Source organism: Rufibacter sp. XAAS-G3-1 (assembly GCF_013623775.1).
In the GTDB taxonomy this organism is placed as follows: domain Bacteria; phylum Bacteroidota; class Bacteroidia; order Cytophagales; family Hymenobacteraceae; genus Nibribacter.
Window position 1 is genome coordinate 155,340 of sequence record NZ_JABFAM010000007.1, and the last position, 25,121, is coordinate 180,460.

General features: G+C 52.5%; 21 protein-coding genes. 8 read left to right on the forward strand and 13 right to left on the reverse strand.

Going from position 1 to position 25,121, the window contains the following annotated elements; genetic code table 11:
* Positions 1-80: 80 nt before the first annotated feature.
* From HHO50_RS09235 to yihA, 3 genes are read right to left on the reverse strand one after another with little or no spacing between them, the layout of a single operon-like run.
* Positions 81-545 carry a DUF5606 domain-containing protein gene (locus HHO50_RS09235; RefSeq protein ID WP_181305730.1) on the reverse strand — a complete coding sequence of 155 codons (465 nt, stop codon included), beginning with the start codon at positions 543-545 and terminating at the stop codon, positions 81-83.
* Positions 546-572: 27 nt separating this feature from the next.
* Entirely contained in the window at positions 573-950 is a 378-nt protein-coding gene (locus HHO50_RS09240; protein ID WP_181305731.1) for an energy transducer TonB, read from the reverse strand.
* A 29-nt stretch (positions 951-979) separates the two neighbouring features.
* On the reverse strand, positions 980-1,594 hold the full coding sequence (gene yihA, locus HHO50_RS09245) for a ribosome biogenesis GTP-binding protein YihA/YsxC (protein ID WP_181305732.1): 615 nt from the start codon (positions 1,592-1,594) through the stop codon (positions 980-982).
* Positions 1,595-1,981: 387 nt separating this feature from the next.
* Between yihA and HHO50_RS09250 the strand changes: the two genes are divergently transcribed.
* The 5 genes from HHO50_RS09250 to HHO50_RS09270 all read left to right on the forward strand — a co-directional run bounded on the left by HHO50_RS09250 (position 1,982) and on the right by HHO50_RS09270 (position 6,806).
* Positions 1,982-3,925 carry an OmpA family protein gene (locus HHO50_RS09250; RefSeq protein WP_181305733.1) on the forward strand — a complete coding sequence of 648 codons (1,944 nt, stop codon included), beginning with the start codon at positions 1,982-1,984 and terminating at the stop codon, positions 3,923-3,925.
* A gap of 157 nt (positions 3,926-4,082) precedes the next feature.
* Complete coding sequence (ubiE, locus tag HHO50_RS09255; protein WP_181305734.1) at positions 4,083-4,805, forward strand: bifunctional demethylmenaquinone methyltransferase/2-methoxy-6-polyprenyl-1,4-benzoquinol methylase UbiE; 723 nt, start codon at positions 4,083-4,085, stop codon at positions 4,803-4,805.
* Complete coding sequence (locus HHO50_RS09260) at positions 4,754-5,512, forward strand: porin family protein (protein ID WP_181305735.1); 759 nt, start codon at positions 4,754-4,756, stop codon at positions 5,510-5,512. The genes ubiE and HHO50_RS09260 overlap by 52 nt, the downstream gene beginning before the upstream one ends.
* A 7-nt stretch (positions 5,513-5,519) precedes the next feature.
* A complete protein-coding gene (locus HHO50_RS09265; RefSeq protein WP_181305736.1) occupies positions 5,520-6,272 on the forward strand; it encodes an SDR family NAD(P)-dependent oxidoreductase in 753 nt (250 codons plus the stop codon).
* Positions 6,273-6,413: 141 nt separating this feature from the next.
* Complete coding sequence (locus HHO50_RS09270) at positions 6,414-6,806, forward strand: VOC family protein (protein WP_181305737.1); 393 nt, start codon at positions 6,414-6,416, stop codon at positions 6,804-6,806.
* A gap of 250 nt (positions 6,807-7,056) precedes the next feature.
* Here the strand turns inward: HHO50_RS09270 and HHO50_RS09275 are convergent, their stop codons facing one another.
* Together HHO50_RS09275 and HHO50_RS09280 are read right to left on the reverse strand one after the other, a co-directional pair.
* Positions 7,057-7,704, reverse strand: coding sequence for an alpha/beta hydrolase (locus HHO50_RS09275; RefSeq protein WP_370457556.1), 648 nt, complete (start codon positions 7,702-7,704; stop codon positions 7,057-7,059).
* Between the two features lie 28 nt (positions 7,705-7,732).
* Entirely contained in the window at positions 7,733-8,218 is a 486-nt protein-coding gene (locus HHO50_RS09280; RefSeq protein ID WP_181305739.1) for a cytidine deaminase, read from the reverse strand.
* Between the two features lie 123 nt (positions 8,219-8,341).
* Here HHO50_RS09280 and HHO50_RS09285 point away from each other — a divergent pair, with 123 nt between their 5' ends.
* Positions 8,342-9,673 carry a saccharopine dehydrogenase family protein gene (locus tag HHO50_RS09285; protein WP_181305740.1) on the forward strand — a complete coding sequence of 444 codons (1,332 nt, stop codon included), beginning with the start codon at positions 8,342-8,344 and terminating at the stop codon, positions 9,671-9,673.
* 303 nt (positions 9,674-9,976) lie between these two features.
* Here the strand turns inward: HHO50_RS09285 and HHO50_RS09290 are convergent, their stop codons facing one another.
* Together HHO50_RS09290 and rnhA are read right to left on the reverse strand one after the other, a co-directional pair.
* Positions 9,977-10,690 (reverse strand): tRNA1(Val) (adenine(37)-N6)-methyltransferase, encoded by a 714-nt coding sequence (locus HHO50_RS09290; RefSeq protein WP_370457557.1) that lies wholly within the window; start codon positions 10,688-10,690, stop codon positions 9,977-9,979.
* A gap of 215 nt (positions 10,691-10,905) precedes the next feature.
* The gene (gene rnhA / locus HHO50_RS09295) at positions 10,906-11,367 is read right to left on the reverse strand and encodes a ribonuclease HI (protein ID WP_181305741.1); all 462 of its coding nucleotides are present in this window, start codon (positions 11,365-11,367) and stop codon (positions 10,906-10,908) included.
* 610 nt (positions 11,368-11,977) lie between these two features.
* Here rnhA and HHO50_RS09300 point away from each other — a divergent pair.
* Positions 11,978-14,800, forward strand: a complete 2,823-nt coding sequence (locus HHO50_RS09300; RefSeq protein ID WP_181305742.1) for a S8 family serine peptidase — start codon at positions 11,978-11,980, stop codon at positions 14,798-14,800.
* A gap of 546 nt (positions 14,801-15,346) precedes the next feature.
* Here HHO50_RS09300 and HHO50_RS09305 read toward each other — a convergent pair.
* From HHO50_RS09305 to HHO50_RS09315, 3 genes are all read right to left on the reverse strand, one after another.
* Positions 15,347-15,919, reverse strand: a complete 573-nt coding sequence (locus HHO50_RS09305) for a MarC family protein (RefSeq protein ID WP_181305743.1) — start codon at positions 15,917-15,919, stop codon at positions 15,347-15,349.
* A 38-nt stretch (positions 15,920-15,957) separates the two neighbouring features.
* Positions 15,958-17,019, reverse strand: a complete 1,062-nt coding sequence (locus HHO50_RS09310) for an aminotransferase class V-fold PLP-dependent enzyme (protein ID WP_181305744.1) — start codon at positions 17,017-17,019, stop codon at positions 15,958-15,960.
* Positions 17,020-17,349: 330 nt separating this feature from the next.
* On the reverse strand, positions 17,350-17,808 hold the full coding sequence (locus tag HHO50_RS09315; RefSeq protein ID WP_181305745.1) for a type II 3-dehydroquinate dehydratase: 459 nt from the start codon (positions 17,806-17,808) through the stop codon (positions 17,350-17,352).
* Positions 17,809-17,955: 147 nt separating this feature from the next.
* Here HHO50_RS09315 and xerD point away from each other — a divergent pair, with 147 nt between their 5' ends.
* Positions 17,956-18,855: a site-specific tyrosine recombinase XerD gene (gene xerD, locus HHO50_RS09320; RefSeq protein ID WP_181305746.1), complete on the forward strand. Its 900-nt coding sequence runs from the start codon at positions 17,956-17,958 to the stop codon at positions 18,853-18,855.
* A 106-nt stretch (positions 18,856-18,961) separates the two neighbouring features.
* Here xerD and meaB read toward each other — a convergent pair whose 3' ends face one another.
* From meaB to HHO50_RS09335, 3 genes are all read right to left on the reverse strand, one after another.
* The gene (gene meaB, locus HHO50_RS09325) at positions 18,962-19,945 is read right to left on the reverse strand and encodes a methylmalonyl Co-A mutase-associated GTPase MeaB (protein WP_181305747.1); all 984 of its coding nucleotides are present in this window, start codon (positions 19,943-19,945) and stop codon (positions 18,962-18,964) included.
* Positions 19,946-20,717: 772 nt separating this feature from the next.
* On the reverse strand, positions 20,718-21,887 hold the full coding sequence (locus HHO50_RS09330; protein WP_255478667.1) for a YncE family protein: 1,170 nt from the start codon (positions 21,885-21,887) through the stop codon (positions 20,718-20,720).
* 609 nt (positions 21,888-22,496) lie between these two features.
* Positions 22,497-25,064 (reverse strand): zinc-dependent metalloprotease, encoded by a 2,568-nt coding sequence (locus tag HHO50_RS09335; RefSeq protein ID WP_181305748.1) that lies wholly within the window; start codon positions 25,062-25,064, stop codon positions 22,497-22,499.
* Positions 25,065-25,121 lie beyond the last annotated feature (57 nt).

Sequence of the window (25,121 nt, forward strand, 5' to 3'; positions counted from 1 at the left end):
AGAAACAGCCCATAAACGCCGCGGCCCCCGTCTTAAGACGGGGGCCGCGGCGTTTATGGGCTGTTTCTGCTGGTCAGGGATTATTTCTCGGCAGAGGCTGAGGTTTCGTCCTGAGTGTTCTCAGCGGTGGCCGTGTCTGTTTCAGAGGCCTCTGTGTAAGGCACAAACTGGTTCACAATGGTGTACCACTGCGCCAGCTTCTTCATGTCTGAGGCATACACGCGCTCCTGGTCATAGTCTGGAAGAACCGATTCTAAAAAGGAAGCCAACTCTTGGGTGCTGGACTTGGCGTTTACCGGTAGGTCAGAGCCGTACTGTTTTCTGATTCTGTCAAAGATCTCCGCCAGGGGAACCGTATGTTCCTCGTCATTGGTGTACATAGAGATTTCCTGCAGAATAGAAACCTTGTTCCGGGCCTGGGCGACACTCCGGGTTGGTTTTTCGGTGAGGCTTTCTACAATGATTCCATTGCGGGTAGGGGCTACAATTTTGTAGAGGCCGGGCATACCAGAAATAGAAGCGATCTCTTTCAGGTCAAAGGACATAGAGCTAAGTTAGGTTATGATGAATGATTATAGTTTGAAGTTCACGGGCACGCTGTATTGCTGGCTGTAGCCCGGGGCGTTGAATTTGAGGAGTTTCACCACGCGCAGGGCCTCCTGTCCGGTGCCGCCGCCTACTTCCTTAAGAATTTTGGCATTGCTGATGGCGCCCTCCTCCGTAAGGGTGAAGTGGATGATGCAGGTTCCCATTACCCGGTTGCGTTTGGCCAGGGCCGGGTATTGGATGTTGCGCTGCAGGTGCGCCACCAGAGAATCCTGCCCGCCTGGGTAATGTTCGGCCACCGGTAATTTCCCGGTCTGGGCGGTGGCAGGCTTGGTGGTCTGGGCCACCGCACCCGCGGTGAAGAATGCGAAAAGAGCGGCAATAAAAAGGTGTTTTACGTTCATTTCTTTAAAATTAGGCTTTAAAACAGCACTTATGCCCGGCGCTCTTCCTGATACCGCTGGTTTACGTCACTAATGAACTGAAGGATCTCGTCGCGGCCTTCTTTAGAGGTAGAGGAACTCTTCATGTACTTTGGCAACTCTTCCCAGTTTTCCTGCAGCGCCTTCATAAATGCCGAAATGTTCATATCAGTTTTCATGCCAGACTGCTTGTCTGTTTTAGTGAAGATAAGCACAAAAGGTACGCCCATGGTTCCCAGAAGTTCCATGAATTCCAGGTCTGGTTTCTGCGGGGGAAGCCGTGAGTCAATCAACACAAAAACGCACGCCAGGTTAGGCCGGTTCTTCATGTAGTAGAGAATCATCTTGCGCCACGCTTCCCGTGAGTCTTTGCTTACCTTGGCCCAGCCGTAGCCCGGCAAATCCACCAGATACCAGTTGTCATTGATTAAGAAGTGGTTGATTAACTGGGTCTTTCCCGGGAAAGAAGAGGTCTTGGCCAGTTTAAGCCGGTTGGTAAGCATGTTGATGAGCGAAGACTTGCCCACATTGGAACGACCAATAAAGGCATATTCTGGCAGATCCGTCTGCGGACACAAGTCGGCGCGGGTATTGCTGGTAACGAACTTTGCATCTTTAATGATCATGGTACTTCCTCCTTTTATTATTACCACAAAGGTATCAAATAAACCGCTAACCCTTTCAAAATCTCGCCGCGGGCAATTCTAGGCGGGCAATCTTAGGTAAATAGTAACCATTTAACTTAAATCACAGTATCGTAGGGCGTACAAGGGTTGTGGATATGATTATCAGTTAAGATAGTTTTTCTATATTGCGGCACTTTGTTGATAATAGCATTGAAACAATTTAAAAATAGAAATTAACAATCTTAAGATTTTTGATATTATTGTGAGGCTCTTCAAAGACCACCAATTACTGGGAGAGGGGCACAAGGCAGCCCCAGACCACCGGTTCATTTACTCGTTATTTCCCCTATAAAGTAGCTACTATCCCTAAACTTTTACCTTTACACTATGAATCACTTAGACAAGCGGTTGTTTAGAACATCATTATTTTTTCTGACACTGTTTCTCATGGCTTCCACGGTCATGGCCCAGAGTACCCGTAAACTTGTCCGGAGCGGAGATAAACTATTTAACCAGGCGAATTTCCGGGCGGCGTTGCCTTACTATGAGCGTGCCCTGGAGCGTGATCCTAATAATGCAAAGGCCATGTACCGGGCAGGTATCAGCTTAATTGCCTTTGACAAGGAAAAAGCCAGCGAGTATGTCTACAAGGCCTACAGAATGAAGCCCAACGTAGATGATGATGTTTTCTACTGGCTGGGGCGGGTTGACCTGGTGAACTATGAGTTTGACAACGCCATCAAGAACGCGCAAGCCTACCAGGCCTCCCTGGGAAAACGCGACACCGACGGGAAAGAACAGGCGGCCTTGCTTATCCAACATGCCCGCAACGCCAAGAGAGAAGTGGCCAACCCCAAAGATTTCTTCGTGAAGAACCTGGGGCCAACCATTAACACGCCTTTCTCTGAGCACAGCCCCGTTATTTCTTCAGATGACAATTACCTGCTGTTCACCTCCCGGAGCGCTGCCGTTACCGGTGGGAAAGAAGCAGCAGACGGTGAGTACTTTGAAGATATCTTTGAAAGCCGCCGCTTAGGGGTTGATTCCTGGGAAACGCCTAAATCTTTGAGCAGCCGTCTGAACGGTACCGGCCATGATGCCTCTATCCAGTTGTTTGACAATGACTCTAAACTGTTGATGTACCGTCAGGACGAAGGCGGTGATATCTTTGTCACCAGCCGCGACGGCGGAGACTGGGGCCAGCCACAGAAACTGGGCAAGAACATCAACTCTAAAGGGTTTGAGAGTGACGCCTTCATTACCAGAGACGGTTCTACCCTTTACTTCTCTACCAGCCAGTTCTCTGAGAACGGTGACCTTGATATCTACTATGCCCAGCGTCAGCCAAACGGCGACTGGGGTGCGCCAAAGAACTTCGGGAACAATGTAAACACTGCTTTTGATGAGGATAGCCCGTATTTCACGGCAGATGGTTTAACCATGTACTTTAGCTCACGCGGTCATAACACCATGGGCGGGTATGACATCTTCACTGTCAAATTTGATACCGTGGCGCGCCGCTGGAGCAGGCCAGAGAACATGGGCTACCCGGTAAACACGCCAGATGATGACACCTACTACCGCTTAAGCCCAGACGGGTCTTACGCGTACCTTTCTTCGTACCGCATGGGTGGCTACGGTGAGAAAGACATTTACACCATCAACTACATCCGCAATGCCAATGTGCGGGGCCATGTATACAGCCTGCGTGACTCTACCATTATCCCGGGTGTGGAACTGGTGTTCACTGGTACAACCGCCAGCAACGCTCCGCTGGAGTACCGTGACGTAACCAAGCCAGATTCTGGAAACTACCAGGTATCTGTGCTCTCGGCCCGTCCGTACCAAGTGACCCTAACCAGAGATGGCAGAACCTTAGCCACTGAGCAGTACGAGGTGCCTTTGTCTTTGAGTGACACCACCGTGTTTGAGAAAGATTTCTACATTGCCTTTGAAGACACTTCTGGTGTAGGAACAGGTGCTTTCGTTTTCAAACGAATTTACTATGACACAGACAAATACAACCTGCGCCCTGAGTCTATCTCTGAGTTGGATAACCTTGTGCGGGTCATGAAAGCCAACCCAAGCCTGCGTATTTCCATAGATGGCCACACAGACTCCCGTGCCTCAGATGCGTACAACGTGACCTTGGGTGAGAACCGGGCCATGGCGGCCTACAACTACCTGATCAAACAGGGTATTCCTAGCAACCGCATGATCACCGTTTCTTACGGGGAGCGTCGTCCGGCTGCGCCGAATGATTCTCCTGAGAACATGCAGCTGAACCGCCGTACCGAGTTCAACGTGATCAGAAGCCAGGAAGAGCAATAAGCGAACCGATTTCTGCGTTATTTTGAGAAAATAGGCTTAAAACAGAGCCCCGGTCATTTGGCCGGGGCTCTGCTATTATAAGAGGACGGAAGACAACATAATGCAGAAAATCTAGTTATTGCATAGTAGCTTTGCCCCCTTAAACTAAAAGTAGTACATGTCAGTAGTTCCGTACAAAGACCAGGAAGATGGGAAGAAGAAGCAGGTGGCCCAGATGTTCAACAGCATTGCCAAACGCTATGATTTTCTCAACCATTTCCTAAGCGCAGGGGTAGACATTTACTGGCGCAAAAAGGCGGTGAAACTGTTGGCACCGGTAAAGCCCCAGCACATATTGGACATTGCCACCGGCACCGGTGATTTTGCCCTGGAAACCCTGCAACTCAACCCAAAACAGATCATCGGGATTGATATCTCTGAGGGCATGTTGCAGGTGGGGCGCGAGAAGATAAGCAAGCGCGGCCTGAGCCATCTGGTACAGTTGCAGCTAGGCGATTCTGAGAACATCCAGTTCCCCGACAACCACTTTGATGCGATCACGGTGGCCTTTGGCGTGCGCAACTTTGAGAATCTGGAGAAAGGGCTGGCAGAGATGCTGCGCGTGTTGAAGCCCGGCGGCATGGCGGTGATTCTGGAGTTCTCCAAACCCCAGGCTTTTCCCATGAAACAAGGCTATAATTTCTACTTCAAACATATCTTGCCCGTTTTCGGGAAACTGATCTCCAAAGACAATGCCGCCTACACGTACCTGCCAGAATCGGTGCAGGCGTTCCCAGACGGCAATAACTTCCTGGCAATCTTTCAAAGAATCGGCTTTAAAAACACAAAATGGCATTCACTTACCTTCGGCATCAGCTCCATTTACACCGGTACAAAGTAGTATTCCTCTTCCTGCTGGCTCTGTTTGGCATTAGTCAGCAAGTAGCGGCCCAAGGCAACCTGAAAGGCGAGAACCTGCCGGGCTATGAATTCAAACGCCTGCGCTGGGGTTTCTCGCTGGGCGTGAACGGGTCTTGGTACCAACTGGAACATTCCCAGTTTTACGTGGAGCAGATACAGACCAATCCGGGTTTTTCGGTGAACGAGAAAACCGGCATCGGCTTTAACGTGAACTTTATCACCTCTTACCGGCTCAACCAGAATGTGGTGCTGCGCGCGCAGCCGGGGGTGGGCTACCACAGCCGGGTCATCGAGTACAAAGGCATCCCTGCCAATCCGGTGACCGGCTTTGAGGGCGGAGACAAACTGCAGGAACTGAATACCTTTGCCGGCGAGCTTCCGCTGTTGGTGAAATATGAGTCCAAGCGGCGCAAAAACACCCAGATGTACTTTATAGGAGGCATCAAACCCTCACTGGTAGTGGGCGGACAGAAAAAAGGGGAGGAGTTTCTGCAGGTGAAAAGCATGGACTTTGCCATAGAATATGGCGTGGGGCTAGACATGTTCTATCCCTTCTTTAAGTTTGCGCCTGAAATACGGTATTCCAGAGGCATCACCAACGTACATGAGCCCTACCCAACGGTGTACAACAACAGTATTCAGCAACTCAACACCAATACCATCACGCTTTACCTAAATTTTGAATAGGTTTCTTATGACGCAGAAGATCGCCTTGGTGACAGGGGCCACCTCCGGCATCGGCCGGGCAACCGCTACCGCATTAGCTCAGCAGGGCTTTAAGATCATTGCCAGCGGCCGCCGTACCCAAAGGCTGCAAGAACTGGTGCAACAGTTTGGCCCAGAGAACATCTATCCGCTGGAATTTGATGTGCGCAACAAAGAGGCGGTAAGAGCAGCCCTCACCAGTTTGCCCGCCGAGTGGCGTTCAGTGGATGTTCTGGTAAACAACGCCGGAAACGCCCACGGGCTGGCTTCTTTCCAGAACGGCGATATGGACGACTGGGAAGCCATGCTGGACATTAACGTGAAAGGCCTGCTGTACGTGACCAAAGAAGTGCTGCCCATCATGATTGAGCGCAAAACCGGCCACATCATCAATATAGGCTCTATTGCCGGGAAAGAGGTGTACGCCAACGGGAACGTGTACTGCGCGAGTAAATTTGCGGTAGACGCCCTCTCCAAAGCCATGCGCCTTGACCTGGTGCACGAAGGCATAAAAGTATCTGAAATAAACCCCGGCGCCGTAGAGACCGAGTTTTCAGAAGTGCGTTTCAAAGGAGACACCCAACGGGCCGCCAGCGTGTACCAAGGATTTGAACCGCTCAAAGCGGAAGACATTGCTGACCTGATTCTGTTTATGGTCACCCGACCCAAGCACGTGAATTTAGCCGAAGTGCTGATTCTGCCAACCGCTCAGGCCTCAGCCACCATCATCAACAAGCAGTAATTACTGTCTTTCAGAACAGCGAGGCTCACTGGTTCATGTACTGGTGAGCCTCGCTGCTTTTGGGCTGTTTTGGCAAAATCAGCCTGAAAAGGGTAAATCTTTCTGCGGCGTGGTTTCGTTGCAGGTGTAAAGACCTAGTCCATGGAATTCACCAAAATAAAGGAAACGTGTCTGTACGTGCAGGACTTGACGCGCGCCACTACATTCTATAATGAAGTGCTGGGCCTGCCCATCATAGGCCAGGTACCCGGGCGACATGTGTTTTTTAGAGTGGGAGGTTCGGTGTTGCTGTGTTTCAACGCGCAGAAAACCCGCGAAAGCAAAGACCTGCCGCCCCACTTCGGCAATGGGCAACTGCATCTGGCTTTTGAGTGCGAAGCCGCGCAGTACGAAGGTTGGAAAGTGAAGCTACAGAGAGCCAACATTACCATTGAGCACGAGCAGACCTGGCCCCATGCCCGCAGGTCCTGTTACTTCCGTGACCCAGACCAGCATTTGCTGGAGATTGTAGTGCCGGGTATCTGGGAGAAGTAACCGGATTGACTTTGCTACTGTAACCAGTAAATGCCCAGTCTTGTCTTTGCAGCCTGCATTCGCCCTACTTACACCTTCTTTTTCGTCCTGCTTTCATCCTGATCTATTCTCTGCTTTCATCCTGCATTCTCCCCCATTTTGTCATCCTTTCAGGATGACAAAGAAGAAAGGTTTTTGCCTTCTTTTCCAGGTAACAGGCCTAAAATGAAATGTTAGGTTTCACTCGCTCGCGTCCCGCAAGTGTTCTATTCTAGTTTACCACTGCTTTCTCAGAACTACCCCTGTTTTTCAACTGCAGCAAAACCTCGCGGTTCAGTTCATGCTTTCCTGCAAAGGGGAGGAGGTGAGGGGTCAGGCCTGCCGTTTGTACGCGCGCGAGCTGTTCCTGTACTTTGCCATCGCCTATGAAAGGGTCTTGCAAGCCATATACGTACGTCAGGCGGGTGTGAAGCAAGGTTTGGCTGGCCGAAGCCATTTCCATGTCCTCGGGGAACATGCCGGCCCAAAGCACCAGTTCTGCGACCGGCCATTGTGCCTGCGCCAGCCATCGGCAAGCCGTGGCTGCTCCCTGAGAGAAACCCAGTACGTGCAGTTCTGCCTGCGGAGCTTCTTGCAACGCCATTTCGCGCACCAAATTCAGATACGTGGTGTAATCAGTGATTTCATGGAGGCGTTCTTCTTTGGTCATCCAGGAGGCTCCCACGCGGCCCGACATTTCTCCCAGGTAAAAGCGGGAAAGCCCTTCGGGGGCAATAACCACCGTCTGTTCATCTAGTAGAGGCTCAAAGTGCCGGATGAAATAGCGGGCCAGTTGGCCGTAGCCGTGCAGGGCAATCCAGAGGTGCTTGGTTTCCGCAGAAAGGGTGCCCAGTTGATGGAGATGCGCCGTGCGCGGCACAGCAATGGTTCTGTGGGTAGCCGCCACTTTACAGCATATCTTTCGTGAACATAAAAGGCAGCAGATCCTCCACCGATTTGAGGCGGGTGATTTTACCGTCTTCGGCTTGCAGGAGCAGCCGGATAGGGGAGTGCTGCCGGTTCTGGTACTCCGCCAAAACTTGGCGGCAGGCACCGCACGGGCAGGCTTTCAGGAAATGGCTTTCGTGCCTGCGCCGAACGGTCACGGCCATAAGCTCTATGGTTTTATCTGGGTGATTGGAACCCACCCCAAACAGCAGCGTGCGTTCTGCGCAGAGCCCAGAAGGGAAGGCGGCGTTCTCTTGGTTGGTGCCTTGGTGGGTACTGCCGTCTGAGAGGAGCAAAGCAGCGCCTACCAGATAATTGGAGTAGGGGGCATAGGCGTTGTCGGTGGCTTGTTGGGCCAGGTGGAACACCTGCCGTTCTTGTTCGGTTAATTCTTCTATGGAAGACACTACCTCATAGGTAATGTTGAGTTGTACTTGTTCTATCATAAAGTGCGGTTTCCGCACGGGCACGTACGGGGGCCAAAGTTAATAAGTTGGCCTAGAAAAGCAAGGAAAGTTGTCTGGGCCGAAGAAAATGTTCATTTTAAGGCCCCATTCTGAACCCGTACTATGAAGAAGATTCTGCTCCTGGGCGCTGGCCGCTCTGCCACCGTGCTCATTGACTACCTGCTGGCCAACGCCCCTGTGTATGGCTGGCAAATTTCCATTGGCGATGTGGCTGTAGATCACCTGGCGTCCAAACTCCGGCAATCTGCGCAGGTAAGGACTTTCACTTTTGATGTACAAAACGAGGCCCAGCGGAACGAAGAAATCGGCAGGGCCGATGTGGTCATCTCCATGTTGCCGGCCTTGTTTCACCCGCTGGTGGCCCAAGGCTGTCTAAGGCAGGGAAAACACCTGGTCACCGCCTCGTACGTGCCCCCGCACATCAGAGAGTTGCACGAAGAGGCCCAAGCCAAAGGTTTGACGTTCCTGATGGAGTGCGGCCTGGATCCCGGCATTGACCATTTGTCTGCCATGCGCCTCATCCACCAAATCCAGCGGCAGGGCGGAAACATCACCTCGTTTAAATCCTTTACCGGCGGGTTGATGGCCCCCGAGTCTGACAACAATCCCTGGCACTACAAATTCACCTGGAACCCGCGCAACGTGGTTCTGGCCGGACAGGGAACGGCTAAATACATAGAGAACGGCACCTACAAATACATCCCGTACCCGCAGCTTTTCGGGCGCACAGAATCCTTTCAGGTAGACGGCTTCGGGGACTTTGACGGGTACGCCAACCGCGATTCGCTCAGTTACCGGGAGCCTTACGGCTTGCAGCACATCCCCACCATGCTGCGGGGCACCCTGCGCCGCCCGGGGTACTGCCAGGCATGGCAGGTGCTGGTACAACTGGGCCTCACCGATGATTCTTACACCCTGGAGGACTCCGGGCGCATGACGTACCGTGCGTTAGTGGAGAGTTTCCTGCCCGCTACCCACCCGGGAGCGTCCCTCAAAGAAAGGGTGGCGGCTTCAGTTGGTCTGGCCCCAGAATCAGAGGAATTGCGGTTGGTGGAATGGACAGGTTTGTTTGACGAGGTTCCCATTGGCCTGGAGAACGCCACCCCTGCCCAAGCGCTGGAAAGACTGTTGGTGCAGAAATGGAAACTCAGCCCCGGCGACAAAGACATGATTGTGATGCTGCACCAGTTTGAGTACGAGCTGAACGGTGCCCGAAGGAAACTGACCTCATCACTGGTGGTGCTGGGGGATGACGAGGTGCACACCGCCATGGCCAAAACCGTTGGCTTGCCCCTCGGCATCGCCACCAAGCTACTACTGGAAGGGAAATTGTCTGCCACTGGCGTAGTGGTACCGCTGCACCCCGACCTTTACGAGCCTATTCTGGAGGAACTGGAACAGTTTGGAATCTGCTTTACAGAGCGGGAGCAGTAAGCGTAGTTCTCTCGTTTTTGGGCTGTTTTTCAGAATCTGCGCAAAATCTGAGAATAGAAACTGTGGGGATTACAAAGTTATTTGGCAGAAGTCCCTACGTAGACCATCATTTCTTTATCTGTTGCTCTTTGCTGGCCAGAGGTACAGACCCAGCAGGGTAAGGGAAGTAGAAGAACGAGAGAATACAGTGGTTCACCGTGTGGAGATTTTGTTCTGAAACGATCTTCCTAACGGGCATTACGCTGCCTTTCTTCTTCTGCGCTGATTTCCGTCGGTTTTGGTGAAAACAGGCTTAAAACAGCGTTAGAAAATCAGGTAATACTCTCTAAGCAATTCCTGGAAAGCGGGGGTGTAGGTATGGTCTTTCTCTCTGATGGCCAGCGTACTTTCAGCAGGAGCGCCGGTCTGGCGGGAGTAGGTGTGGATGGCGCGTAACAGTTTCCCGTTGGGCGTAGCTTCTAACCACAGAGTGCTGGAGGTATAAAAGCCCCGCTGTTGCGCTTCCCGCTCAAAGACCCTGGCTTCATGCGGAGGCAGCAGAATATGCAATTTGCCCTCTGGGGTTAAGAAACGCTGGGCGAAGGTGATGATCTCAGAAAAGGAAAGTGATTGCGTGTGTTTGGCCAGGTTCTTCGCTTTGTCTGCGGATGTAAGGGAAGCCTGAAAAAACGGCGGATTACTGATGATCACATCAAACGGTTGGGGCTGGGTGGCCCCAAACTCCTGTAAACTGGCCGGGTGCAGCTGCACCCGGCCAGCCCACGGACTGGCGGATATATTTTCCTGAGCCTGCTGGGCAGCAGCCGCGTCAATTTCCACGGCTTCCAGCTGCGCGGCGGGGGCACGTTGGGCCACCATGAGGCTGAGTAAACCAGTGCCTGCGCCAATGTCCAGAATACGGCGGGCCGTTTCCACTTCGGCATAAGCCCCCAGCACACAAGAATCGGTGCAGACTTTCATCGCACATTGGTCTTGCCTGATCAGAAACTGCTTGAACCGGAAATAGTTGTTGGCCACTTTGTTGATTTGAAGATGTGGAGATTTGGAGATTTGAAGATTTGAAGATGAGGAGATTTTCTAGATAAACCCTAAGCCGCTTTGATGTAATACGTGCAACACCGTTTCCATTCCAGCAAAAAGGCTAAGATCCAATTCAATAACTTCATCTCCACATCTCCACATCTCCACATTTCCTCATCTCCTCATTTCCACATTTCCACATCTTCAAATTATCACCCCGCGGTAGGGTTGGCTTCAAAGCCTTTGTCGGGCGGGAGGTTGGGTTGGAGGGCGGCGGCTACGGCCAGTTGGTCGCAGCGTTCGTTTTCGGCGTGGCCGGCGTGGCCGCGTACCCACACAAAGCGCACCTGGTGCTTGCGGTAAATCTTCAGGAAACGCTGCCAGAGGTCGGGGTTGGCCTTGCCGGTGAAGCCTTTCTTCTCCCAGCCAAACACCCATTTCTTCTCCACGGCGTCTACCACGTATTTTGAATCTGAGTAAATGGTGACCGGCATGCCGGGTTTGGTGATGGCTTCCAGGGCCACAATCACCGCCAGGAGCTCCATGCGGTTGTTGGTGGTCTTCCGGAAACCTTCGCTGAGTTCTTTCACGTGGGGGCCGTACCGGAGAATAACGCCATACCCCCCGGGGCCGGGATTGCCCCGCGAGGCACCATCGGTAAATACTTCTATCAAAATGTATGCGCTTAGTCTTCTGCAAAAATACCCATCTGTACGCAAGCGGCGGCGTTCTGGGGCCAGAATATTTTAAGGTGCTCTCTTGCCGTAAAAAATAGCCGGGGCCTGTTTTCCTCTTGTTTTTTGAAGAATAGGCCTGAAACGTACAGTAACCCAACGTTTTTCCATGGGGGCAAGGAAATTCCTGAATTGGAAATGTAAACAAGCTCTAAGTAGAGTGAACTATTGAAGCGTACAGAGAATGCAAAGATGAAACCATGATAAAAATGGGGCTCTGTAAGATGAACCTTGGTGCGAAGTGCCTCATTTGCCAGCCGGGCTGTGGTTCTATACGCTGGTTCGCTTTGCCTGCCAGCAGAGTCTATTCAAAGGTTTTAGGGCTGTTTTACGAAAAACAACTCCTAAACGGCCCACTTTCACAAAGCCCGGCATCTGCTTTTGAGGTTGCTTATTATCTGCTTCAAAATGCAACTATTAAATGAACCCGATTTCTTCCAATGGGAAACAAAGAATAATTACTTTCTATCAAGTAGGGTTTGCATCAAATCTATTTAGTAGATTAGAATCGGATTAATAAAATATATACTTAAACGAATACATAAGCTTCATGAAGAAAAATTTACGAAGTGTCAGCAGGCTCTTTGTCTGCGCCGGATTTTTACTGTTTAATGCGCACCTGGCGCAAAGCCAGGGCCTATCCAAAGGAAACTACAAGGCAGATCAGGCGTTACGTTCCTTAACCAGCACCACGGCTTCAGCCCGAATGGCCAGAAAAGACGTTTCTGCGCTACAGGTAGCCAAGCCCGCGCAGGCCATGGATGGATACGTAGCCATTGATGCCTATTCTAAGGAAACAGACGGCAAAGCCTTGCTGGAGCAACTCCAGAAACTGGGCTTGAAGAACGGATCTTCCTACAAAAAGGTGGTGTCTGGTTTTTTTCCGGTAGACAAGATTGAGAAACTGGAGGGAATCAGCAGCCTCAACCATGCCTCACCGGCGTACACTCCCCAAAAAGGATTGGTGACCTCAGAGGGCGACGGTGCCCTTAAGGCAGATGTGGCGCGTCAGCAATTTGGCGTGACCGGCCTGGGTTCCAAAATTGGGGTGATTTCAGATTCTTACGGAGTAATTCCCGGCGGTGTGGCCGCAGGGGTGGCCTCCGGCGATCTTCCCGCCGATGTTCAGGTATTGTCAGATTCCCCTACCGGTACAGATGAAGGCCGCGCCATGGCCGAAATTGTGCATGACGTAGCACCAGGGGCCAAAATCGCCTTCCATACCGCTAACCCCGGTCAAGCGGCCTTCGCCAATGGCATTTTAGGTTTGGCCGATGCCGGTTGCAACATTGTGGTAGATGACATCATTTACCTGGCCGAGCCCATGTTCCAGGACGGCATCATTGCGCAGGCGGTAGATGAAGTGGTGAAAAGAAACGTTTCCTATTTCAGTGCGGCCGGTAACAACGCCAGAAAATCATACCAGGCGCCCTTCAGAAATTCCGGAGTAACGATTCCGGGCTGGGGCGAGGCCCACAATTTTGGGAATGGAGACCTGAGACAATCCATCACCATTCCGGCCCGAAGCGGTATCCAGCTCATGTTCCAGTGGTCAGATGACTTCTATTCTGTGAGTGGCGGCGCCGGTGCCAAAACCGATTTAGACCTGCTGGTGTATTTCAACAACGTCTTGTTTACGGCCTCTGCCCAAAGTAACGAGGGACGTGACCCCTATGAGTACATCGCGTTGAATAACAACGGAAACGCGCCGCTTACTATTGAGATTGCGGTAGTAAAGTACAGCGGCCCAGACCCACAGCTCATAAAATGGATTGACTTTGGGAACGGCGTTCCAACGGAGCACGTCACCAACAGCTCTACCGTGTATGGCCACGCCAATGCGCAGGGAGCCATTGCCGTGGGTGCTGTTGCCTGGTTCAACACTCCCCAGTACAATGCCAACCTGACAAGACCGGTGATTAACAATTTTTCTTCCCTGGGCGGAACACCGGTATTGCTTTCTACCACCGGGCAAGAATCTCCTTATACCACCCAGCGGATACGCATGAAGCCAGAGGTGGTGGGCCCAGACGGAGGAAATAACACCTTCTTTGGTTCTGACACTCCCGTAGATGCAGATAGCTTGCCTAACTTCTTCGGTACCTCTGCGGCGGCCCCGCACGTGGCGGCAGTAGCGGCGTTGATGCAGGAAAAACAAAAAGGCCAGATGTCACCGGGTGCTATCTTAGACAAATTAAAGTCTACCGCTATTGACATGGATAATCCCTACCTCTCGGGTTTTTCCACTGGTTTTGACTTCATGACAGGCTATGGTTTTGTCCAGGCAGACGCAGCAGTTGCAACGGCGGGCACTAAGGCAAACCAAACCATTACCTTCCTTGAGATTCCAGACCGTAAAATCACAGATCCGCGTAAAATCAAGTTAGAGGCGTACAGCACCTCTAATCTTCCGGTTGAATTTACCGTACTGCAAGGCCCTGCTTATGTAGAAGGTGACAGCCTGGTGATCACGGGCCGGGGCGTAGTCAGAATCAAAGCCGCGCAGTGGGGTAACCCCGAGTTCAGGCCAGCCATGGAAGTGATTCAGGAATTTGTGGTGGAAGGAGTAGCCCAAACCATTTCTTTTGGCCCGCTTCCAGATGTGACCTACGGTGTGGGCCCAATTCCGCTTGTGGCAACCTCTACCTCTGGCTTGCCGGTGGTCTTTAGAGTAGTCACAGGGGTGGCCCGCATTGTAAATAACCTGCTGATAGTGGAAGGAACTGGTAAAATCACCGTAATGGCTACGCAGCCCGGTAATTCCATCTATGAAGCCGCGCCGTCTGTCACGCAGACGTTTACCGTAAGCAAAGCAACCCAAACCATCAGCTTTGCTCCCATCCCAGACAAGACGTTAGGCGATGCTCCGTTCATGCTGGAAGCAAGCGCGACCTCTGGTTTGCCGGTTACCTTCACCGTGCTACAGGGGCCAGCCAAGGTTTCTGGAAACATGGTTACGCTGCACGGTACCGGTAAAGTAAGAATCAAAGCGACTCAATACGGGAACGGTGTGTTTGCACCTGCCTCTGAGGTAATCCGGGAGTTCATGGTGTACCAGGCTGTTGCCACCCTCCAAACATCTTCTGTAGAAAGTGTGTCGGCTATGGGCCAGGGAGTACAGTTGGGCGCGTATCCTAACCCGTTCATGGATAGAACCGCCATTGCGTTCTCTGCTCCAGAAAACGGAGAGGTATTGGTAGATATCTTGTCCCCCACCGGTGCTCTGGTGAAGAGTTTGCACAAAGGCCAGGTAACGGCCGGAAGCACGTACCAGTATGAGTTTGACGGTTCAGGCAAAGCCAATGGCGTGTACATCTGCCGTATCATCTACAACGGGAAAGTAGAGTTCAAGCGTCTGGTGTTAGCAAGATAGAATACCACCCTTTTACCCCAAACGGGCAGGAAACGCAGCGTCAAGCTGGGCTTCCTGCCCGTTTTTATTTCAGGCTATTTCGGTTTACAGCTATTTTCCGGAAATCAGGCCTAAAACGGGGCAGCACCTAGGAAAGCCGCCTCTGGGGGGTTCGGCTCCCCGGTGTCTCCAACATAGGGGCTACACGAACCGACGCTGCGCAAAACTGCCAGTGGTTCCCGGCGAGCCTGGAGACTCGCTTCATCCTACGTCACGAGACTAAAGTCTCGCGCCAGTACTTGCTAAAACCTATTTCCGCGATGCCGTCTGCTCCAAAGACCCCGTAGTGGTGCGCGCAGCTCCTGCGAGTGTCTCTGCCAATGCCGTTTATGGCCCGTTTTCCACAAAACAGCCCCAAAACGCATCCGTCAAACTCCCCTCTCTGCGGGAGAGGGGCTGGGGGTGAGGTCTCTCGCAAAATGGAAACGATGAATTCCCCTCTTAGGAGAGCAATGGGTGGGTTTCCGTTTCCGGCCTAATTTTCCTAATTCAGCCTTAAAACAGTCTCTAAATACTCACGTGCGTTTTGAACAGCTTGATGGCGATGGCCAGCAGAATCACGCCAAAGACTTTGCGTAGTACCTCGGTGCCGTTCTGGCCCAGTTTCCGCTCCAGCCAGTTGGAGCTTTTCAGGACAATGTAGACGAACACCAGATTAAGCAAAATGCCCACCAGCACGTTGGGCAAGGCGTAGGCCGCCCGCAGGGAAAGCAGCGTGGTCATGGTACCGGCGCCCACAATCAAAGGAAAGGCCAACGGGACAATAGAGCCGGTCTTCACCTCGGGGTTGGAATGGAACAAGTGAACGCCCAGCACCATCTCCATGCCCATCAGAAAGATAATAATGGCCCCCGCCAGGGCGAAAGAGGCAAAATCAATCCCGAAGAGACGCAGAATACCATCACCTAAGAACAGGAACACAATCATGAGGGCACCGGCCACCAACGTTGCTTTCTCAGACTGGATCACGCCTTCGCGCTGGCGCAACTGGATGATGATGGGAATGGAGCCCAAGATATCAATGATGGCGAAAAGGATAAGGCTTACGGAAACAATCTCTTTAAAACTGAATTGGGGCATGGTGTGGTGGCGCAGGGTTGGCGTTTGTTTCCGCGAAATTAGTGATAATGACTGGAAATGAAATTGCGTAGTACCTCATATTCCGCATCAGCGATGGCGGGGAAGTTGGCAATCCGGAAGGTGTTCTTCGCCCAGGGCCCGTAGCCGTTGCCTAGCGCAATGCCTTCGGCGGTGGCAATCCGTTTGGCTTCCTGTACCCAGCGGTCGGTGCCTTTCACGGCAATCACGGTGAGCGAGCGCACCTCGGGGTTTTCCACCAATAGTTGCATCTCCGTTAATTCATCAAAGAACGTGTAAAGATCCTGCGCCCGTTGCACCAGTTGCTGGTCAATGGTTTTGATAAGCGGGCGTTTCTCCAGCACTTTCTTGAGCAGGAACAGGTTGAGCACGTTGGGCGTGTAGGCGGTCTGGTAATTGAGCATTTTCTCGTGCAGAAACACCAGGCTGTTGTAATACCTGCGGTCATTGAGGCCCTTGGCCCGCTGAATAGTGCGCGGGGAGCACACCAACACGGCCATGCCCGCCGGCAACCCGAAGCATTTCTGCACAGACGCAAACCAGATATCGGCCCGTATGTACTTGAGGTTGGCCCCGGCCATGCTGGACGTGGCATCAATGGCCAGCAAGGGGTCTTTGAACTGGTTCTGCAGTTTCAGGAGCGTGTTCATGCTCACGTGCGTGCCGTTAGACGTCTCGGTCTGGGTCACGCAGATCAGATCGGTATCATCCTCCACCGGAATGTTGGGCACGTCCAGCACTTCTTCCACCCCAAAGGTTTGCCCGTAACAATCTGGCCGCAGCCGCTTGGCATACTGGTACCATTTCTCGCCGAAGGCCCCGTTGTAGAGGTGCAGGCTTTTGTGCGGCGTCAGGCTCTGGGCCAGAATCTCCCAGCACTCCGTGGCCGAAGACGTGAAGAAGAGATAGTAGTCCTGCGGAATGTTCAGTTTGTTCCGTAGCAGGCCCACCAAGTCCCGCATCATCTGCACAAAGCGCTCGCCGCGGTGCGGAATACTGAGCATTCCTTCGTCATAGGCCATGGTCAGGTATTCGCGTACTTCTGGGTAGACTTTGGACGGGCCCGGATAGAAATTAAGCATGGAGACAGCAGGGGTTGTGGTGGAACGTAGCGTTTGATCAGCCAAAAAGAGCTGGGAATGAGTGCGGGCGAGCGCCTGTTTTAGGGCTTGTTTAAATTTGAGGTTTGCAAGCGAAAATGGCCAGAGAAAGGTTCTGCGGAAGCGTTTTTTGAGCAGCGTAGCAGTGCTACGGGGCGATAAAAAGGTGAACGCAGGTTCTTTTTATGGTCATTTGCAGCGCAAAAATGAAATTTAAACATGCTCTTAGGGCTGTTTTACTTAAAACAGGCCCAAAACAAAGCCTGGCAGGTACCCCGCTGAATTGACCTACACGCAAAAAACGTACGCTGGTTACGCTTTGGTGTAGGTAAATCCTACCTTATTGGGCTTCTGCCGCTCAAAGTACTGCAAGCCAAGCCGATAGCTTTCCAAGCCAAACCCACTGATGCTGCCTACGCACCGGCCGCCAATGTAGGTCACGTGCCGGGTGGCCTCCCGCGCGAACACGTTGGAAAAATGGATCTCAATCACGGGCGTTTCAATGGCGGCAATGGCATCTGCCAGCGCCAGGCTGGAATGGGTGTACGCCCCGGCGTTGAAGAGAATGCCCTGGTAATGGAACCCCACCTCGTGCAGTTTGTCTATGAGCGCGCCTTCTATGTTAGACTGAAAATATTCAATATCTATGTCCGGGAAAGAAGGAATGAGGTCTTTCTCCAGGTAATCTTCAAAGGAGCGGGAGCCATAGATAGATTTTTCGCGGCGGCCTAACAAGTTAAGGTTGGGGCCGTTGAGAATGAGGATTTTCATAGCGGTACGGTTGGCCGGGCGGTTAGAAAGGTGCCCAGGAACAGCGCCAAAGGTACGGAATAACTGCCTTCGGGCAGCTATGTCCTTTCTTTCCATTTGCAAAACAGGGGGAGAATTACCTATATTTCGTTTTTACCTCCCCCTCGCATGAATTGGTCTGTCATTCTAACTCAGTTCCAGGGTTACCTCCAACTGGAGAAATCCCTGTCTGGCCACTCGGTAGAAGCCTACCTGCGCGACATCCGCAAACTGGTGCAGTATTTTGAGATCACGCAGCAGAAAGTAAGTCCCATGGAAGTGGAGGCCACCCACCTGCAGGGCTTTCTGGAATGGATCAATACCTTGGGCATGACCACGCATTCACAGGCCCGTACGCTCTCCGGCATTAGGGCGTTCTACAAATTCCTGATCATGGAAGACCTGTTGGACGCCGACCCTACCGAGACCATTGAAGCCCCTAAACTGCAGCGCAAGCTCCCCGATGTGCTGAGTTATGAGGAGATTGTGACCCTGTTTGAGGCCATTGACGTGAGCACCCCAGAGGGCACGCGCAACAAAGCCATGCTGGAAACCCTCTACAGTTCTGGGCTGCGCGTCACCGAGCTGATTGAACTGAAAATAAGCAACCTGTACGAAGACCTGGGTTTCCTGCGTATTACGGGCAAAGGCAACAAAGAACGGCTGGTGCCCATTGGCCGCGACGCCCTCAAATACACCAGGCTGTACCTGGATGGCGTACGCCGCCACCAAACCATTAAGAAAGGGAACGAAGACTTTGTGTTTCTGAACCGCCGGGGCACCAGTTTAAGCCGCGTCATGGTGTTCACCATCATCAAAGACCTGGCCGCCAAAACCGGACTGGAGAAAAGTATCAGCCCCCATACCTTCCGCCATTCCTTCGCCACCCACCTCATTGAAGGCGGGGCCGATCTGCGCGCCGTGCAGGAAATGTTGGGCCACGAGTCCATCACCACCACTGAAATCTACACCCACCTGGACAGAGATTACCTGAAACAAGTCATGCAGGAGTTCCATCCCAGAAGCTAGCAGGGCAATCTCGGGTGGTTGCCCTTCGTACGTTTTGTTATCGTGCATGTGTAAGGGCAACCACCCGGGATTGCCCCTACATGATCTGATAAAACAAACTGAAAACTCACGGCAGCAAGCCGAACAACTCTGCGGCGGCGGCGAAGGGAGATTTCTGCCCCTGCGTGACTTGCCCCGAAATGGTTTCCCATTGCGCTTGCACGGCCGGATGCTGGTAGAAGCGTTCTTCCAGTTGCTGCCGGATGCTGTGCCGCAGCCAATGCAGGTGCTGTTCTTGCCGTCGTTGATGGAAATAGCCGTTTTGTTGGGTTAACTGTACATACTCGGTTATAGACTCCCAGATGGGAGCCAAACCGGTTTTCTCGTTCGCGGAACAGACTGATACCCGTGGGCTCCACGTAGAGGCTCCCAACGAGAAGAGGTGCAGCGCGCCCTGGTACTCGGCTTGGGCACTGCTGGCAGGGTGGAGGTTCGCCCCGTCGGCTTTGGTGATGGCAATGGCATCGGCCATTTCCATGATGCCTTTCTTAATGCCTTGTAGTTCATCGCCGGCCCCGGCCAACATCAAAAGCAGGAAGAAATCTACCATCTCGTGCACCGCCGTCTCAGATTGCCCAACCCCCACGGTTTCCACAAAAATCACGTCAAAACCAGCCGCCTCGCATAGCAAGATGCTCTCACGGGTACTGCGGGCCACCCCGCCCAGGGTTTTGCCTGCCGGCGAAGGGCGGATATACGCGTTGGGGTCGGCAGCCAGTGTCTCCATGCGGGTTTTGTCGCCTAAAATGCTGCCACCGGTGCGTTGGCTGGTAGGGTCAATGGCCAGCACCGCCAGCTTCTTGCCGTGCTGTTCCAGCAGGTAATTCCCGAAAGCCTCTATAAACGTACTTTTCCCTACCCCCGGCACTCCCGTAATACCCACCCGCACCGATTTTCCCGCGTGGGGCAACACCTGTTCCATGACCGCGTGGGCCAGGGCTTGGTCAGAAGGCAGGGTGCTTTCTACTAACGTAATGGCGCGGCTCAGGAGCACCCGGTTCCCGGATAGAACTCCGGCAGCGTAGGCATCTGGGGTAAATCGTTTCGGCACTCGTTTTGGGGCTGTTTTCAGAAAAGTACGCGAAAAATAGGAATTCGTGCTGCCTTCTGGTGGAGAATCTGGAAAGAACAGACCGGGCAAGCAGTTCGTCCCCCTTTAATGATCCTACCCATAAGTCCAACATGTTGAAGATCGGTATCTGATCATCCCCCTTTGAAGGGGGTAGGGGGATGACTACTCGTGCAGATCATGGCATTCCCGAGTTTGGTAGGGGCAATCCCTTGTGGTTGCCCTTGTTGAGAAACGCAGTAAATGTAAAAGTCTGCCGCTCTGTAGCAAGAGATTAACGGTTCTTCACACGGCTTTGTCATCCCCCTATACCCTTCAAAGCTCATCTTGTAGGAAAAAAGCGGCTGATCGTTTTCCTTGGCTTGTCCCCTGACAAGCCAAAGTAGGTGAGGGACAGCTTGAACCGCTTTTCTCCCGTCCTGTCGGGGGACAGGCCAAGGAAGCGGGTTGGTGCGTTTTAGGTTCGTTTTCCGCAAAACAGGCCCAAAACACCATCCCCGCTCTTCCCGCTCTTTCGGAGTTCCACTTTGGCGGAAGCACTCGGTCGGGGAGTTACACCCCCCTTCTTTTGCCCGTGGCCCCCGGCGGAGTGGAACTCCGCAGCAGGCAGGTTCGGGAGTGGAACTCCCGAACAGCAAAAACAACAAAGAAAGAAATTTTCCCTACAAGATGTGCCTTCAAAGGGAGACTTATCAGATATCGGTTCCAAAATTAGAAAGTCTTTACTTACTTACTTACTTACTTACTTACTTACTTACTTACTTGGCAAAGCCGCGCTGGTAGCGGGAGACAGGTTCTGGAAATAGAAGCCGGGGAAGTTAGGGAGGCCGAGGGCGCTTTTCTGGGTGCCCAGGTTGATGCCGCTGTCTTTGTAGTCACAGTCGGGGCCCAGGGCGTTGGGGTTGCGGATGACGCCCAGCCAGTTGCTGTTGTTGCGGGCCACGTAAATACGACCGTCGGGCCCCAATTGGAGGGCGCCAATCTTGCGGCTGAGGCTTTTAGCCACCTGCTTGCCGGAGTGGACAATGGCATTTGGGGTTCCGGCCGCCAGGTCAAACTGGAAGATGCGGGCTTCGCCCCCGGCAATGCCGTTCTTGCCGCCGTACAGCTTGGTGCCGTCTGGCGAGAACTCCACGCCGTAGGCTTCGTCAAATTTGCCCAGGTCTACCGCTATGGCCAGCTTGCCGTTTTCATTGTTGAAACTGAAAACCTCTATCTTATTGACGGCGGCCCAGGTGGCTACCGCCAGTTTATCGCCGGTAGGCGAGGCTTTCATGTAGCCAATGGTGGCGCCGTTATCACCGGCATGGATGCTGCCCAAATGGCTCTCTACGGGTTTGAAGGTAATGCCATCGGCGCTGATAAGATAGGCGTAAAAGGCCGAACTGTTCCAGCGGTGGGTGATGAGCCAGTAGTCACGGCCGTTGCGGTGTTTGATGGCGGTCAGTTTTTCGGTAACCGGCGCGAAAATGAGGTTGTTTTTGGAGATTACCTCGCCCAAGCCGCCGTTTCTGCTCAAATCAATGAGGTGGTACTGCAAGCCGTGGTTCTGGCCCTGGAAGTCGGCGGTGAAAAGGTAGTATAGGTGGGGGGAGCCGGGCTTGGGCAAAATAACCGAGGACTGGGTGGAAGATTCATGGCCTTTCAGGGAATCTCCGTTGACCATGACCTGCTTGTTGCGGTTCCAGACCTGCATGCCGTTGGTGTAAAACAGGAGGTTGCCCAGCGCGTCTGAGAGTACGGCGCAGCCTTCCTCACTAAACATGTTTCCGTCTTTGAGCGGTTCGGGCTTGGAAGGGTCAGCAAACGATAACCCCGCGTTTTGCCCAAAATACCAGGTAGTAGCCTCTTTCTGGGCCCATGCCGTGACCGCTAAGAGTCCAAGAGGAAGCAGGAGTAAAATTTTCTTCAGTCTCTTCATCATCTAGCAAACGTTTAAGATGCTGGAAGATTTCAAAGACTGCGCCAGATATTTTTATCTGCTTGCCAGTGAAGTGTTTTAAGCGTGAGGAGGCTACTCTTGCTCAGGAACCGAAAAGCTTAAAGAGGGGGGCACCAAGGTTGAGTCCTGGGCCAGGGCCTGAAATTGGGGAGGGTAGAAAGCCAACTCAGGGGAACTGCTTTCATCAGACACATGCGTAACACAGCTCAAGAAGAGCATCCCGGTTAAGAAAATTGCCACCAGCTTTTTCATACATTCACATCCTTTCCATTGGTTGTACTAAAATCCCCTACTTTATAGATAATAAAAAGGAAGCATTTCTGTTTTCTGTAACTTGTACTTATTTATAATATATGTAACAATAGAAAGGTAAGTGTTGTAAAAAGAACTGGATGCCGTGATTCTGTGAAAAATAGCTTGTCTGAAGGGGTGAGTAGTAACATGAAATCAGCCTCTTGTATGGCTATATAGGAGAGTAGTAATGCTAAATAAATGAGAACTGGCGGTATCTCTACGTTTGACGTTAGGGCTAAAACAAAAAAGCGGCCCCGGTAAAGGGGCCGCTTTTTTGCGTTTGATACCTCAGGAAGATTAACTTCTTGGGTCTAGGGCTGCGGTGATACGGTCAGAAAGATCCAGCAAGTGGTAGTTGCTCAGAGAATCTGACTGGTTTGCCGCCGATGCCTTGATCATGTTGCTGATGTTTCTTAGTTCTGCTTTGGCTACGGAAATAACATCGCTCTGCTGAATGTCCATGATGGGGGCAGATGGTCTTCTGCTCGCCGTTGCCTGGGTAGACGCCGGAGCCGGAGCAGGTTTCACCAGGTCAATCAACTGCTCAACGTAGATCTTCTGCAGGTTACGGCGGTACACATCAATGGCCTTTTTGCTTTTCACTTCCTTGAAAATGGAGCCGTTCAGGTCTTCAAAGAAATCGGTCACCTTGTAGGCTTTATTGCCGTCCATGGCTTCGGCGGCAATCAGTTTGGTCAGGGTTGCGTTGCTGATAAGGCGGTTTAAAACGCTCTGCTGGCTTCTGGAGACCACAATCATAGGGTTGGTGCCAATGTTGTTGAGTACGTCTGGTGCCAATAGCCAGGTAGGCGTGGTGAACAACTGCTCATCCAGAAATTCAAGGGCTTCTTTCTGCGTAGAGGCCGGGGTGCGCTCATATACCACGCCTTCCATCTCCACCGTTTTCGGGTTTTCGTAAATACCGCCAATGTTCTTGGCTACATGGCCCATGTACCGGTTGTACTGGGTGGTAAGCTGGCCGTACATGGTCTCCAGGTTCTCATAGCCCTCGTTTTCTTCCTTCGTCCACTCAGGGAGCTTGGCTAGAATACGCTTCAGGTTTTTGATGCCGTATTCACTGGCCTTCATGGCGTTGTCGCCCAAGTCTTCGTTCTGGGAGTGCGGATCATCTGGATTGGTCTCCGTCCCGAACCAGTTGCGGCGGTTTTTGAGGGCCTGCATGGTCATCTTGTTCAGGATGGGAAGCTCGTCAGTGGCACTTTTGGCGGTAGGCAACAGTTTGTAGCCCCACTCAATGGCCCACAGGTCATAGTCGCCAATTCTGGGGTAGATGCCTTTAGACGTGATGTTATCCTCAGGCTGCGCTACGTAGTTGAAGCGGGCGTAGTCCATGATAGACGGGGTGTGGCCGTTGGCTTCCACCCATTTCTTGTCGCGCAGTTTCTCTACCGGCACCGTAGAGCTGGAACCGTAGTTGTGGCGCAAGCCCAGGGTGTGCCCTACTTCATGCGAAGACACAAAGCGGATCAAATCGCCCATCAGTTCATCAGAGAACTCCATTTTGCGGGCGCGGGGGTCAATGGCCGAGGCTTGGATCATGTACCAGTCGTGCACCAGTTTCATGACGTTGTGGTACCAATTGATGTGGCTTTCCATGATCTCGCCGCTGCGCGGATCTGAGATGCTGGGGCCGCTGGCGTTGGCAATCTCAGAAGGCTTGTACACAATGGCGCTGTGGCGGGCATCGTCCAGGCTCCAGTTCGGGTTTTCTTTGGCGGTAGGGGCCATTTTCCCGATCACGGCATTCTTGAAACCGGCTTTCTCAAACGCTTTTTGCCAGTCGTTCACGCCGGCAATAAGGTAGGGTACCCATTTCTTCGGCGTAGCCGGGTCAATGTAGAAAACGATTGGTTTCTGGGGCTCTACCAGTTCGCCGCGGTTGTACTTGGCTACGTCCTCTGGTTTGGGCTCCAGTCTCCAGCGTTTCACCATCTGGATTTCCTTTACTCCCTGCGGATTGGCGTCAAAGTCTGTATACCCCACGGTGAAGTACCCTACGCGCGGGTCAAAGTAGCGGGGTTGCATGGGTTTCTTGGGCAGCACCACCATAGACGTGTTCACTTCAATGGTAGAGGAACCGTTCAACGCCGAGGAACCACCTGCGCCGCCCGAGGGGGCTGCGCCAAAGCCAGTGGTAGGAGGGGTGAGCACGTACGTTTTCACGGTGGTTACTTCCACGTTGGAAGGGAAGCTGCGCACGTTCTGGATATAGCTGCGGTCTGGGATAAAATTACCCAACCGTATACGGGACTTAGCACCCGCCGAGCTAAAGGAGAAGATTTCGTTTTCGCCTTTGATGTAGTCTGTGATGTCAATCACGCTGCCTTTGTTGCCCGGGCTGTACGCGGCCACGTTGAAGGCGGCTACAATGGCCTGCACATTGGAACGCTGCACACTCTGGTACATGGACTTGGTGCTGTCTGGGCTGTAGGTGGCATAAGAGATCTTCCGCATGAAAATACGGTCATCTGGGCCTTTCTCAAACATGATCACCGAGGAACCTATCTGATCCCCGGCGTAACCTGCCGCAGAACGCACTTCGGCCCCGGCTTTGGAGATCCGGTTCACCACCAGCAATTCACGACCCAGCACCGAGTCGGCCAACTCAAAGAAGTACTTGTCTTCTACTTTGTGGACTTTGAAAAAACCGGATTTGGAAACGGCTTTGTCTGTGATAACCTCTTTGTAAGGCTTGGGTTTCGCGCTTCGGGCGGCATTCCCGGCCATGCCAGCAGCCCCGGCTACCCGACGGGTAGAATCGGCGGGTTGGGTAGGGCGCGTCTGGGACACGGCTACTCCGGCAAAGGAGGAAACCAGCCCCAGCGTCAATAAGAATTTCTTCATAAAGGTGTAAGCTTGCTTGTTATAAGGGTTTAGATGGTGTGTTGTGCACCTGCCTTA

What these genes read in the sequence shown, in the direction of transcription:
- HHO50_RS09235 (WP_181305730.1), bottom strand. Translation starts at nt 545, where the DNA reads ATGTCCTTTGACCTGAAAGAGATCGCTTCTATTTCTGGTATGCCCGGC.
- HHO50_RS09240 (WP_181305731.1), bottom strand. Translation starts at nt 950, where the DNA reads ATGAACGTAAAACACCTTTTTATTGCCGCTCTTTTCGCATTCTTCACC.
- yihA (WP_181305732.1), bottom strand. Translation starts at nt 1,594, where the DNA reads ATGATCATTAAAGATGCAAAGTTCGTTACCAGCAATACCCGCGCCGAC.
- HHO50_RS09250 (WP_181305733.1), top strand. Translation starts at nt 1,982, where the DNA reads ATGAATCACTTAGACAAGCGGTTGTTTAGAACATCATTATTTTTTCTG.
- ubiE (WP_181305734.1), top strand. Translation starts at nt 4,083, where the DNA reads ATGTCAGTAGTTCCGTACAAAGACCAGGAAGATGGGAAGAAGAAGCAG.
- HHO50_RS09260 (WP_181305735.1), top strand. Translation starts at nt 4,754, where the DNA reads ATGGCATTCACTTACCTTCGGCATCAGCTCCATTTACACCGGTACAAA.
- HHO50_RS09265 (WP_181305736.1), top strand. Translation starts at nt 5,520, where the DNA reads ATGACGCAGAAGATCGCCTTGGTGACAGGGGCCACCTCCGGCATCGGC.
- HHO50_RS09270 (WP_181305737.1), top strand. Translation starts at nt 6,414, where the DNA reads ATGGAATTCACCAAAATAAAGGAAACGTGTCTGTACGTGCAGGACTTG.
- HHO50_RS09280 (WP_181305739.1), bottom strand. Translation starts at nt 8,218, where the DNA reads ATGATAGAACAAGTACAACTCAACATTACCTATGAGGTAGTGTCTTCC.
- HHO50_RS09285 (WP_181305740.1), top strand. Translation starts at nt 8,342, where the DNA reads ATGAAGAAGATTCTGCTCCTGGGCGCTGGCCGCTCTGCCACCGTGCTC.
- HHO50_RS09300 (WP_181305742.1), top strand. Translation starts at nt 11,978, where the DNA reads ATGAAGAAAAATTTACGAAGTGTCAGCAGGCTCTTTGTCTGCGCCGGA.
- HHO50_RS09305 (WP_181305743.1), bottom strand. Translation starts at nt 15,919, where the DNA reads ATGCCCCAATTCAGTTTTAAAGAGATTGTTTCCGTAAGCCTTATCCTT.
- HHO50_RS09310 (WP_181305744.1), bottom strand. Translation starts at nt 17,019, where the DNA reads ATGCTTAATTTCTATCCGGGCCCGTCCAAAGTCTACCCAGAAGTACGC.
- HHO50_RS09315 (WP_181305745.1), bottom strand. Translation starts at nt 17,808, where the DNA reads ATGAAAATCCTCATTCTCAACGGCCCCAACCTTAACTTGTTAGGCCGC.
- xerD (WP_181305746.1), top strand. Translation starts at nt 17,956, where the DNA reads ATGAATTGGTCTGTCATTCTAACTCAGTTCCAGGGTTACCTCCAACTG.
- HHO50_RS09330 (WP_255478667.1), bottom strand. Translation starts at nt 21,887, where the DNA reads ATGATGAAGAGACTGAAGAAAATTTTACTCCTGCTTCCTCTTGGACTC.
- HHO50_RS09335 (WP_181305748.1), bottom strand. Translation starts at nt 25,064, where the DNA reads ATGAAGAAATTCTTATTGACGCTGGGGCTGGTTTCCTCCTTTGCCGGA.